The sequence below is a fragment of the Tessaracoccus bendigoensis DSM 12906 genome, assembly GCF_900141915.1.
Taxonomy (GTDB): domain Bacteria; phylum Actinomycetota; class Actinomycetes; order Propionibacteriales; family Propionibacteriaceae; genus Arachnia; species Arachnia bendigoensis.
This window is the reverse complement of sequence record NZ_FQZG01000042.1, coordinates 25,458-37,431: the sequence shown is the minus strand read 5'-3', so window position 1 is coordinate 37,431 and position 11,974 is coordinate 25,458. Positions and strand designations below refer to the sequence as shown.

Genomic DNA, 11,974 nt, shown 5'->3' with positions numbered 1-11,974 from the left:
ATCCGACACTCATCGACCCAAGCGTCGCATCGTCAGCAGTAAACACCCGGCAACCCGCAATGAACCACGGATCCTGCTCAAACCATCGACGCGACGACCACTCAGATGCCGAGCACCTGCTCCATCTCAAGGGTCAGACCTGGGTGTCCGACGACGTAGCGGATCCCCTCGACAACCCCCGGCATGAACGAAACGCGGTCGTAGGAATCGTGTCGGATGGTGAGGGTCTCCCCCGTGGTCCCGAGCAGGACCTCCTGGTGCGCTACCAGGCCCTGCAGCCGGACGCCGTGGACGTGGATGCCGTCGACGACCGCGCCGCGTGCCCCGTCGTCGTGGACCGTCGCATCGGGCACCGGCCCCATCGACGCGGCTGCGCGCGCGGCAGCTATGCGACGCGCGGTGGTCGCCGCCGTGCCGGAGGGCGCGTCCGCCTTGTTCGGGTGATGCAGCTCGACGATTTCGGCCGACGGATAGAACCTGGCCGCTTTCTCGGCGAACTGCATCATCAGCACAGCACCGATGGAGAAGTTGGACGCGATCAGGATGCCCACCTCCGGATGCCCATCGACAAGGCCCCTGACAGTGTCGAGCCGCTCTGGGGTGAATCCCGTGGTGCCGATCACCATGTTGACTGCGCGCTCGACGCACCATTCGATGTTCTCCATGACCGCGTCCGGGTGCGTGAAGTCGACGACCACCTGCGCACGCTCGACCTGTTCGCGCGGCTCCCCCAGATCGGAACCTCCGACCACGGTCATGCCCTCGGCCCGCCCGACGGCCCGCACCACCTCGCTGCCCATGCGCCCGCTGACGCCGAAAACGCCTACCTGAATCTCACTCATCAGAACCTCCTGCTCGCTCGCCCCCAGTCAACCAGCCGGGGCAAGGATGAGCAACGCTCTGCGCTCGGGCAAGGCCCTCGTTACCAACCAGAAGGCTCCTTACCAGCAGAAGACCGCTGGTAACGCGACAAACAGTTGGTAACGGGTCAAAACCGCTGGTGTCCAGACAAATCCCCGGCTACACAAACAAATGGGCGCGGACGCAACAGGCGCGGTCGCGCGCAACAGGCACGGACGCAGCGCAACAAGCACGGACGCAAGCGGGGCGCCGAGGAAAACCTCGACGCCCCGCCCCCGCTTGGATTAGTGGATCACTCAGTCGCTTCTGCGGCCTCTTCGATCACCGGGACCAGCGACAGCTTGCCGCGGTCATCGATGTCGGAGATCTCGACCTGCAGCTTCTGCCCGACAGACAGCACGTCCTCAACGCTCTCGACCCGCTGGCCACCCGCGAGCGGGCGCAGCTTCGAGATGTGCAGCAGCCCGTCCTTGCCCGGCATCAACGATACGAAGGCACCGAAGTTGGTGAGCTTGACGACCGTGCCCAGGAAGCGCTCGCCGCGCTCCGGCATGTGCGGGTTGGCGATCGCGTTGATCTGCGCGACGGCGGCATCCGCGGCCTCGCCGGTCTCGGCGCCGACGTAGACGGTGCCGTCGTCCTCGATCGCGATGTTCGCGCCGGTCTCGTCCTGGATCTGGTTGATGATCTTGCCCTTGGGGCCGATCACCTCGCCGATCTTGTCAACCGGGATACGCAGCGAGATGATCCGCGGTGCGTAGGGGCTCATCTCGTCGGGAACGTCGATGGCCTCGTGCATCACGTCGAGCAGGGTGTGACGGGCGTCACGGGCCTGCAGCAGGGCCTTCTGAAGCTCGCTGGCGGGGATGCCGTTGAGCTTGGTGTCCAGCTGGAGAGCCGTGACGAAGTCACGCGTGCCGGCCACCTTGAAGTCCATGTCGCCAAGCGCGTCCTCGGCGCCGAGGATGTCGGTGAGCGCGATGTACTTGGTCTCACCGTCCACGTCTTCGCTCATCAGGCCCATGGCGATGCCTGCGACGGCGGCCTTGAGGGGCACACCTGCGTTCAGCAGCGACAAGGTCGAGGCGCAGACCGAGCCCATGGAGGTCGAGCCGTTGGAGCCGAGCGCCTCGGAGACCTGACGGATCGCGTAGGGGAACTCGTTGCGGTTCGGCAACACCGGCACCAGGGCGCGCTCGGCGAGGGCGCCGTGGCCAATCTCGCGGCGCTTCGGCGAACCGACGCGGCCAGTCTCGCCGGTGGAGAACGGCGGGAAGTTGTAGTTGTGCATGTAGCGCTTGGTCGTCTCCGGCGAAAGCGTGTCGATCTTCTGCTCCATGTCGAGCATGTTCAGCGTGGAGACGCCCAGGATCTGGGTCTCGCCGCGCTGGAACAGCGCCGAACCATGCACCCGCGGGACGATGTCGACCTCTGCCGACAGTTCGCGGATGTCGCTCGGGCCGCGGCCATCGATGCGGACATGCTCGGTGAGGGTGCGGTGTCGCACGATCTTCTTCGTGAGCGCCTTCAGAGCCGCCGAGATCTCGCTGCCCCGCTCGGGGAACCTGGAAGCGAGCTGTTCGGTGACATCCTGGCGGATCGCGTGCGTAGCGTCGTCACGGTCCTGCTTGCCCGGGATGCGCATGGCCTCGGCGACGCGCTCGGAGGCGACCTCTTCGACGGCTGCGAAGACGTCGTCCTGATAGTCGCGGAACACGGGGAAGTCGTAGGTTTCCTTCGGCAGCTTCGCGGCCAGTTCAGACTGTGCGTCGCAGAGCGCCTTGATGAACGGCTTGGCTGCCTCGAGGCCCTGCCCGACGACCTCTTCGGTCGGCGCGGTCTTGCCGGAGCGCACCAGATCCCAGGTGGCTTCGGTTCCGCCGGCCTCAACCATCATGATGGCGACGTCGCCGTCGGCCAGCACCCGGCCCGCGACGACCATCTGGAACGCGGACTTGGCCGACTGCTCGACGGTCGGGAAACCGACCCACTGGCCGTCGATCAGAGCGACGCGGACGCCGCCGATCGGCCCGGAGAACGGCAGGCCGGCGATCTGGGTCGACATCGAGGCAGCGTTGATGGCGACGACGTCGTAGAGGACGTTGGGGTTCAGGGAGAGCACCGTGACGACGACCTGGACCTCGTTGCGGAGGCCCTTGACGAACGCGGGGCGCAGCGGGCGGTCAATCAGGCGGCAGGCGAGGATCGCGCCCTCACCCGGGCGGCCTTCGCGACGGAAGAACGAGCCGGGGATGCGACCCGCGGCGTACATGCGCTCCTCGACGTCGACGGTGAGGGGGAAGAAGTCGATCGCGTCGCGCGGGGTCTTCTGCGCGGTCGTGGCCGACAGCAGCATGGTGTCGCCGTCGAGGTAGACGGCGGCCGAGCCGTCGGCCTGCTGCGCGAGGGCCCCTGCTTCGAAGCGGACGGTGTGTGTGCCGTGTCTGCCGTTGTCGATTACGGCCTCGGCGAATTCAATGCCTGGTCCTTCCACGGACAGGCTCCTTTCGATCTGGTCCCAGCCCAAACCACGCGCGGGGTCTCCCCCCGCCGAATCTGCCGGTCTTCGATCGAGGTCCGCGGGGGCGCGTTGCACCCGAGGACCACTACCGAGGACCAGACGGAAACCGGGTCGGCGGTCGGGCTGGTTCACTGAGTATGTGGTTGTACGCGAGCCATCCTACCGTCAACCTGCGACAACGCCTTCATGCGGGGCGTCGGCGCGGGGCCCGCCCCCTCTTTGGGCGCGCAGTCGGTGTGGCTGAGCGCCTGCGCGTGGCAGACTTTCGCAATGGCCACCTTCGAGTATCGAACGGTCCTCCCACACCGACGAAACGGCGTGTTCGACTGGTTCTCAAGACCGGGCGCGCTGGTGCGGCTCTGGCCTCCTTTCGGTGGCAGCGTCCGCAGCGAGCCGAGCGACGGCATCGCGATCGGCTCCGAGAGCGTGGTCGGTGTCGGCCCGCCCGGTTGGCCGGGACTTGCCGGGGCGGCTGCCGCGTCGCTGCTTCCCTCCCAGCTGCGACCAGAGCTTTCCTGGCGGGCCAGACACACCCAACTCGACCCCGGGCACTCCTTTTCGGATGTCATGGTTACCGGGCCGATGTCGTCGTGGCGCCATCACCACGTTTTCAGCGACGATCCGGGCGGCACCATCATGCGCGACATGGTCGACTACGAGTTGCCGGCGATACTGAACAACCGGGTCTTCAAACGTTCGGTGGAATCGGAGTTGGCCAGGATCTTCGCCTACCGGGCGCAGCAGCTGCGCGCAGACCTCGACTTCCATGAGGCGACGCAGGCCGCTCCTCTCACCGTCGCTGTAACGGGGGCCTCAGGACTGATCGGGCGCCAGGTCTGCGCACTGCTGGGGGGTGGCGGACACCGCGTGATCAGGATGGTTCGTCGCCCGGCCCGCAACGCTGCCGAGATCAGTTGGGACCCGGACAAGGGCGTCCTGGATCCCGACGACCTGGCCGCGTGCGATGCGGTCGTCCACCTGGCGGGCCATCCCATCGGTGGACGGTTCACCGCGAGGAACAGGGAGGAGATCATGGGGAGCCGCCGTCGCGGAACTGCATTGGTCGCCCGGACGCTGGCCAAGATCGCCTCGGACGGTCGCCAACGCACGCTGGTCTCCGCGTCCGCCATCGGCTACTACGGTGCCCAGCCGCACGAGCAGGAGCGCGCCGTCGGGAAGCCGATCTGCCCACTTGACGAGGATGTGCCCTCCGGGAGCGACTTTCTGGCCGGGGTCGTGCGGGTATGGGAGGAGCAGTGTCGCCCGGCGGCCGAGGCAGGCGTTCGGGTGGTCAATGTGCGCACCGGCCTGGTGCTCAGCCCGGCAGGCGGGTTGCTGACGCGGTTCCTTCCCCTGTATCTGGCCGGCGTCGGTGGGCCACTGGGTTCCGGACAGTGGCAGAGCTGGATCGGAATCGACGACATCGCCTCGATCCACGCGTTCTCCGTGCTGAACGACGGCGTCGAGGGGGCGATCAACGCCGTGGCACCTGAACCGGTGACCGCCCGCGAGTTCGCCACGACGCTCGGCAGGGTGCTGCATCGCCCAGCCGCGGTGCCCGTGCCCTCAATTGGGCCGAAGCTCCTCCTGGGATCGGACGGCGCACGCGAGTTGGCCGAGGCCGACCAACGCGTCTCAGCGGCCCGCTTGGAGGGGCTCGGCTACGGGTTCCGCCACCGAGACCTCGAGTCACAGCTGCGGCACGTGCTTGGCAGGTGAGCCACGGGCGCCGGAGGCTAGGCGATGACGGTCACCTCCCGAAAGTCAGCGTGAATCCCCTGAGGCAATACCCGGCTGTCAGGTCGTCCCACTCGACTCTCGCGCCCTTGCCGGCCGGAAACAAGCTTAAATGCGGAACAGGGCACCCCCGAGCGGGGATGCCCTGACCGGTGTCTGGGCTAGCTCAGCGACGCAGCCCGAGGCGCGCGATGAGCTCGCGGTAGTGCTCGACGTCGTTCTTGGCGACGTAGTTGAGCAGGCGGCGACGCTGGCCGACCATCAGAAGGAGGCCGCGGCGGCTGTGGTGGTCGCCCTTGTGCTCCTTCAGGTGCTCGGTGAGGTGAGCGATCCGCTTGGTCAGCAACGCGATCTGCACGTCGGGCGAACCGGTGTCGCCGGGGGCGATCGCGTACTCTTCGATGATCTGCTTCTTCGTTTCTGCGTCCATGTCGGGACTCCTGTCGTTCGCTGCACGGCGCCCCAGTCGCGGGTGCTTGTCGGGGCTCTTACGGGGCCGTGGCCGTTCTGACGGCAACCTGAGTACTTTAGCATCGGCTCGGCAACTCGGCATAATCCCGTCGGCTTTGCCAGCTGGATTTCATCCAACGTGTCCCAGGCAGACCTCTTTGTGCCGGTAGGCTAGATTCAACCGCAAGGCTACCAAGGGAGGCACCACCAATGGCCATCAGCGTGCGACGGGTGACCGCCGAGGATCTCGAAGCGTTGCGGAGGCTTCAGTCCCGGCCGGAACTCGGGCTTGTTGACACCCACTTTGCCGCGCAGCAGGCCGGGACCATGATCTTCGCGGTGGCACTCAACGATGGCGAGCCGGTCGGCACGGCCCTGCTCGACTTTGACAGCGAAGATTACGCTCCTGAACTCCGCAACATGTACGTCTACCCCGCCGCCCGTCGGCTCGGGGCAGGCAGGGCGCTGAGCACCTTCATGGAAAAGGAGGCCTGGGCCGCCGGCCACAAGGCCGTCTACCTGGCCGTCGATCCGAACAATGAGAGGGCCGTGCCCCTCTACGTTTCGCTCGAATACCACCCCACCGGCGAGCACCTCTTCGTCGAAGATCCGGAGGTCACGCAGGTCGAGGGAGACCAGGCGCCGAGTAAGCACTACGCGGTCTACAAGAAGTCGCTGACGGCCCGCTGACTCCATAGACCCGCCGAGGCGGGGGCTTTCGAGCCCTATCCGCCGAGGCGGGCCTTTGCGGCCACGACGTCGGCGTCCATCTGGGCGATGAGCGCATCGATGCCGTCGAACTTGACCTGCCCGCGTAGTCGTTCCACGAAGTCGACGGCGATCTCCTCCCCGTAGAGTTCGAGGTCGCTACGGTCGATCACATAGCTCTCGACCCTGTGCTCCGCGCCGTCGAAGGTCGGGTTGGTGCCCACCGAGATCGCGGCCGCCATCGGCTCCGTCCCCGGCTCGTCCAGCAGAGTCACCCACCCCGCGTACACACCGTCGGCTGGCACCGCGAGCTCGGCAGGCACACTGAGGTTGGCGGTCGGGAAACCAAGCTCACGGCCGCGTTGGTCGCCGACCACCACGACCCCCCGGAACCGGAACGGCCGACCGAGGTGTCGCTCGGCCTCGGCGACATCACCGTCCGCGATCAACTGGCGTATCCCGGTGGAGCAGCTAACCTCGTCATCGACGGCGAGCAGCGGCAAGGCGCATACCTCGAACCGCCCCTCCCCCAGCCGCTCAAGCGTCTGCACGTCGCCGGCGGCCTTGTGGCCGAAGCGGAAGTTCTCCCCAACCACGATCCGGGCCGGGTTCAGCGGGAGAAGGAACCGCTCGACGAACTCCTCGGGGCTCAGTGCGGCGACGTCGTGGTTGAACCTGACCACGCGGACCTCGTGCGCGCCTGCCTGTTTCAGTAGATCGATCCTGCTCCTGAGGTCTGTCAGCAGCCTCGGGGCGAGTGAGGGACGAAGTACGCTCACCGGATGGGGCCAGAACGTGACCACCACGAGCGGTAGATCCGCCCCGTCCTGTGCCTTCTGCAGCACTCTCCTGTGGCCACGATGGACCCCGTCGAAGTTGCCGATGACGACTACGGTCCTGTTCGGGGATTCCTTCACAGTGGGTAAATCTGGCACGCTCAGACCAGCACCGCAAGGGGCCGGGACCCAGACTCCCCCGGTTGATAGAGCGCAAGCAGCGATCCATCCGGGGCGATCATCCCGGTCGGCGACGCCGGGACAGTTCGAGCGAGCGACCGGCCGAACCCGATATCGGTCGCCTCAGCAGCGGTCACTTCGAGCACGGGGAAGCTGAGCCGCGCCGCGTCGGCCATCGACATCAGCACGGGGGGCACGTCACTGAGAGTGACCGCATCCTCAATTCCATAATTGCCGATCCGGGTGCGCCGCAGGCTGGTGAGATGCCCACCGACACCGAGAGCGGCCCCCAGATCGCGCGCGATGGCCCGAACGTAGGTGCCCGAGCTGCATTCGATGTCGAGGTCGACGTCCAGGAACTGACCGCACTGACGGGTGGCGCGCACGTCGAGCCGGGAGATGGTGACGGGTCGAGGCTTGAGTTCTACGTGCTCCCCTGCCCGTGCCAAGGCATAGGCGCGCCTACCGTCGACCTTGATGGCCGAGACGGTGGTGGGAATCTGCTGGATGTCACCCCGTTGCGTTTCGAGCATCCTGTCGACAACCTCCAAGGTGATCCCTGAGGCATCGGCGACCGGAGTCACTTCGCCGTCGGCGTCGTCGGTGTTCGAGGATGCGCCCAGGCGCAACGTCGCTGTGTAGCGCTTGTCGTGAAGTGCCAGGTGCCCGAGCATCCTGGTGGCCCGGTTGACTCCCAGGATGAGCACACCGGTCGCCATCGGGTCGAGGGTGCCGGCATGCCCGATCTTCCGGGTTCCCAAGAGGCGGCGGAGTCTGCCCACCACCTGGTGGGAGGTGACCGCCGACGGTTTGTCGACGATCACCATCCCAGAGGGTGAACTCACTTAGCCTCGTCCTCGGCTTCCCGAGGCTTCCTGTAGGGATCGGCATCTCCTGCGAAGGACTTGCCCTCCGAGGCCGCCGCGGAGGCAGCGTCCGTCGCCTGGACCTGCGCCAGCAGGTCCTCCATATGACGGGCGACATCCGAGGTGGCGTCGAGCACGAAGGTCAAGGTCGGGGTGAACTTGAGCCCCAACTGTTGACCCACCGTGGTGCGGAGCAGGCCGGTCGCCGACTCGAGTGCGGCGGCCGACGCTTTGCGCGACTCATCGTCGCCCAGGACGGTGTAGAACGCCGTCGCCTCCCGGTTGTCGCCGGTCAGCCGAACCTCGGTGATGGTCACGAAACCGAGCCTCGGATCCTTGATCTTGCTCTGGATCGTCGAGGCCAGGATCACCTGGATCTGGTCTGCCAGTTTTGCGTTGCGTGGACCCACCATCAGCTGCGCTCCTTCTCCACCATCTCATACGTCTCGATGACGTCACCGATCTTGATGTCATTGTAGTTAGCCACTGTCAGGCCACACTCGAAGCCCTCGCGAACCTCGGTGACATCGTCCTTCTCCCGTCGGAGAGACGCGATCGACGTGTCGGCGATCACGATGCCGTCACGCAGCAGGCGAGCCTTCGCGTTGCGCCTGATGGTGCCGTCGGTGACCATACAGCCGGCGATGTTTCCGAACTTCGACGAACGGAACACCTCGCGGATCTCCGCGTGCCCGCGGACCTCCTCGGCGAAGATCGGCTTGAGCATGCCCTTGAGCGCCGCTTCGATCTCGTCGATCGCCTGGTAGATGACCGAGTAGAAGCGGATATCCACGTTCTCCCGGTCGGCCAGTTGAGTGGCGTGCGGGGTCGGGCGGACATTGAAGCCGATGATGACGGCCTTCGACGCGGCGGCAAGCGACACGTTGGTTTCGGTGATGGCACCGACACCACGGTCGATGATGCGCAACGAAACCTCGTCGCCGACCTCGATCTTGCTGAGCGCATCTTCCAAGGCCTCGACCGAACCCGCACCATCACCCTTGAGGATGAGGAGCAGTTCCTGCGTCTCGCCCTTCTCCAACTGCTCGAACAGCTGATCGAGGGTCTTGCGGCGGCTCGTCTTGGCCTGCTGGGCGGCGCGCATCCGGGCCTCCCGCTTGTCCGCGATCTGACGCGCCATCCGGTCGTCGTCGACAACCAGGACGTTGTCGCCGGCTCCGGGGACGGACGTCAGACCGAGCACCTGCACCGGCATCGACGGCGGAGCCTCGTCCACCGTGTCGCCCTGGTCGTTGATCAGGGCCCGGACCCGGCCGTGGGCCGAACCGGCCACGATCGAGTCGCCGATGCGGAGCGTTCCACGGTGCACCAGAACCGTTGCGACGGGGCCGCGACCCTTGTCGAGGTGCGCCTCGATGGCCACGCCCTGGGCGGGCATGTCCGGGTTGGCGCGCAGGTCCAGTGCGGCGTCGGCGGTGAGCACGATCGACTCGAGCAGTTCCTGCAGGCCGACCCCGGTGATGGCCGAGACGTCGACGAACTGGATGTCGCCACCGTATTCCTCGGGCACCAGGCCGAACTCGGAGAGTTGGCCACGCACCCTGGTCGGGTCGGCGGTCTCCTTGTCGATCTTGTTGACCGCAACCACGATCGGCACGTCGGCCGCCTTCGCGTGGTTGAGGGCTTCGATCGTCTGGGGCATGACCCCGTCATCGGCGGCCACGACGAGTACCGCGATGTCGGTGGACTTCGCGCCACGGGCACGCATGGCGGTGAACGCCTCGTGACCGGGGGTGTCGATGAAGGTGATGGCGCGCTCGGTGCCGTCGACCTCGGTTTCGACCTGGTAGGCACCGATGGCCTGCGTGATACCTCCGGCTTCGCGTGCCACCACGTTCGAGTTGCGGAGAGCGTCGAGGAGTTTCGTCTTACCATGGTCGACGTGTCCCATGACGGTCACGACCGGTGGCCTGGACGCGAGGTCCTCCTCGCCGCCGATGTCCTCACCGAACTCAAGGTCGAAGCTCTCGAGCAGTTCACGATCCTCATCCTCTGGCGAGACCACCTCGATCTTGTAGTCGAGTTCTGCGCCCAACACCTCGAGGGTGTCGTCAGCGACCGACTGAGTGGCGGTTACCATCTCACCCAGGTGGAACAGCACCTGTACCAACGACGCCGGCTCGACACCGATCTTCTCGGCCAGGTCGGTCAGCGAGGCGCCGCGCCGCAGGCGGACGGTCTGGCCGTCGCCCTTGCGGACGCGCACACCGCCGATCGACGGGGCCTCCATCTGGTCGAACTCTTGCCTGCGCTGCTTCTTGGACTTGCGTCCGCGCTTGCCACCGACGCCACCGCGACCAAAGGCACCCTGAGTGCCGCCACGGCCACGGCCACCTGCGCGGCCACCAGCCGGGCCGCCGCCACCCATGGGAGGGCCGCCTGCACCGGGCCGGTTGCCGCCACCACCGGCACCGCCGGGTCGACCACGGCCGGGGCCTCCGGCACCGGGACGCGACGGCCGGGAACCGATAGCGGCGTTGGCCGTCTTCGGCATCATGGCGGGGTTGGGGCGCGGCATACCAGGTAGACCGCCGGAACCACCGGGGCGGGGCATCCGGTTGTCGGACTGTCCGGGGCGGGGGCCACCCGTGCCCTCACGGCGCGGGCCGTCCGGACGGTTACCCTGCCGACGCTGCTGCGTCCCCATCCCCTGCGCGGGTGCAAACGGATTGTTGCCTGGGCGGGGCGCGCCCGGCTTACGCGGACCGGGCGTCGGCGCTCCGCCACCTGGGCGCGGAGTCGCACCCGGACGGGGGCCGGGGGTGGGCGCACCACCGGGTCGACCCTGGTTCGGGGTACCCGGGCGAGGCCTTGACGCTGACTGCCTGGCATCGCCGGGGGTCATCGGCCTGGGGCCGGCGGGGCGGGGCGCACCGGGACGGGGCGAGTCCGCTGCGGGCTTCTGAGGCGCTGACGGCGCCGGGGCTGCCGGTGCGGCCGGGACCTTCGGGGCAGGCGTGGGCGCGGCCGCTGGTGCCGCAGGGGCCTTGGCCGCTGGTGCTGCGGGGGCCTTGGCTACCGGTGCTGCGGGGGCCTTGGCTGCCGGTGCTGCCGGGGTCGGCGCGGCAGGGGTCGCTGCCGGTGCGGCCGGTGCCTTCGCCGCCGGTGTTGCCGGGGTCGGTGCGACAGGGGTCTTCGCGACCGGTGCTGCCGGCGTCGGCGCGGCCGGGGCCATCGCGGCCGGCTTGGCTGGTGCAGATCCCGCGCTCACATTCGGTGTGGGGGCTGCGGGCTTCGGCGCGGGCACTGCTGGCGCCGACGCGGGCTTGGCTTCCCCACCGAGTGCTTCGCGGATGCGACGCACGACAGGTGCTTCAAGGGTGGAGGACGGACCGCGAACGTATTCGCCCATCTCTCCGAGTTTTGCAAGGAGGTCCTTGCTGCTGATCCCGATTTCCTTGGCGATCTCGTGGACTCGAGGCTTGGCCACTACTCTCCTTCGTGGGTCCGACCTCCAAGGCCGGCATCCCTAGTTGTGATTGATCATCGTTGGGTACTCATCGAGTGGTCATGAGCGTTAGCCCACCTTCTGGTTGCCGCCCTCTCGGGCGTGGAACGATGTGCCCACGCGCACGTGGGCCATTGAACATCATATCCTGCCGTCGTCGTTGCTTCCACCTGAGAGTGAGAGGACGGAGCCAGGACCAAACGCCCGATGAACGGCACGCCGTTGCGCGGCAAGCCCGAGACAGTCCTCGTGCAGGTAGGCACCGCGCCCCGGCAGCCTCGGATTGGTGGCGTCGATGACTGCATCTCCCCGTCTGACGAGGCGGATCAACTCCGTCTGGGGGGCGCGTCCCCGGCAGGCGATGCACGTTCGGATGGGAATCACGAGGCAAGATCCTACGTGAACG

The 11,974-nt window shown here is 67.1% G+C and carries 10 protein-coding genes; 2 read left to right on the top strand and 8 right to left on the bottom strand.

The window, feature by feature from the left end; genetic code table 11:
* Positions 1 to 101 precede the first annotated feature (101 nt).
* Together dapB and BUC15_RS11710 are read right to left on the bottom strand one after the other, a co-directional pair.
* Positions 102 to 842: a 4-hydroxy-tetrahydrodipicolinate reductase gene (gene dapB, locus BUC15_RS11715; RefSeq protein ID WP_073188483.1), complete on the bottom strand. Its 741-nt coding sequence runs from the start codon at positions 840 to 842 to the stop codon at positions 102 to 104.
* Positions 843 to 1,153: 311 nt separating this feature from the next.
* On the bottom strand, positions 1,154 to 3,355 hold the full coding sequence (locus BUC15_RS11710; protein WP_073188481.1) for a polyribonucleotide nucleotidyltransferase: 2,202 nt from the start codon (positions 3,353 to 3,355) through the stop codon (positions 1,154 to 1,156).
* A gap of 297 nt (positions 3,356 to 3,652) precedes the next feature.
* Here BUC15_RS11710 and BUC15_RS11705 point away from each other — a divergent pair, with 297 nt between their 5' ends.
* Positions 3,653 to 5,101 carry a TIGR01777 family oxidoreductase gene (locus BUC15_RS11705; protein ID WP_073188479.1) on the top strand — a complete coding sequence of 483 codons (1,449 nt, stop codon included), beginning with the start codon at positions 3,653 to 3,655 and terminating at the stop codon, positions 5,099 to 5,101.
* 184 nt (positions 5,102 to 5,285) lie between these two features.
* On the opposite strand, the gene rpsO is transcribed toward BUC15_RS11705, so the two are convergent.
* Positions 5,286 to 5,549, bottom strand: a complete 264-nt coding sequence (gene rpsO, locus BUC15_RS11700) for a 30S ribosomal protein S15 (protein WP_073188477.1) — start codon at positions 5,547 to 5,549, stop codon at positions 5,286 to 5,288.
* A gap of 230 nt (positions 5,550 to 5,779) precedes the next feature.
* Here rpsO and BUC15_RS11695 point away from each other — a divergent pair, with 230 nt between their 5' ends.
* Positions 5,780 to 6,259: a GNAT family N-acetyltransferase gene (locus tag BUC15_RS11695; protein ID WP_073188475.1), complete on the top strand. Its 480-nt coding sequence runs from the start codon at positions 5,780 to 5,782 to the stop codon at positions 6,257 to 6,259.
* 35 nt (positions 6,260 to 6,294) lie between these two features.
* Here the strand turns inward: BUC15_RS11695 and BUC15_RS11690 are convergent, their stop codons facing one another.
* From BUC15_RS11690 to BUC15_RS21265, 5 genes are all read right to left on the bottom strand, one after another.
* Positions 6,295 to 7,218: a bifunctional riboflavin kinase/FAD synthetase gene (locus tag BUC15_RS11690; RefSeq protein WP_425443361.1), complete on the bottom strand. Its 924-nt coding sequence runs from the start codon at positions 7,216 to 7,218 to the stop codon at positions 6,295 to 6,297.
* Complete coding sequence (gene truB, locus BUC15_RS11685; RefSeq protein ID WP_073188471.1) at positions 7,215 to 8,060, bottom strand: tRNA pseudouridine(55) synthase TruB; 846 nt, start codon at positions 8,058 to 8,060, stop codon at positions 7,215 to 7,217. The genes BUC15_RS11690 and truB overlap by 4 nt, the downstream gene beginning before the upstream one ends.
* Positions 8,061 to 8,074: 14 nt before the next feature.
* Positions 8,075 to 8,512 carry a 30S ribosome-binding factor RbfA gene (gene rbfA, locus BUC15_RS11680; RefSeq protein ID WP_073188469.1) on the bottom strand — a complete coding sequence of 146 codons (438 nt, stop codon included), beginning with the start codon at positions 8,510 to 8,512 and terminating at the stop codon, positions 8,075 to 8,077.
* Complete coding sequence (infB, locus tag BUC15_RS11675) at positions 8,512 to 11,550, bottom strand: translation initiation factor IF-2 (protein WP_073188467.1); 3,039 nt, start codon at positions 11,548 to 11,550, stop codon at positions 8,512 to 8,514. The genes rbfA and infB overlap by 1 nt, the downstream gene beginning before the upstream one ends.
* A gap of 159 nt (positions 11,551 to 11,709) precedes the next feature.
* Positions 11,710 to 11,952: a YlxR family protein gene (locus BUC15_RS21265; RefSeq protein ID WP_073188465.1), complete on the bottom strand. Its 243-nt coding sequence runs from the start codon at positions 11,950 to 11,952 to the stop codon at positions 11,710 to 11,712.
* Between the last annotated feature and the right edge of the window lie 22 nt (positions 11,953 to 11,974).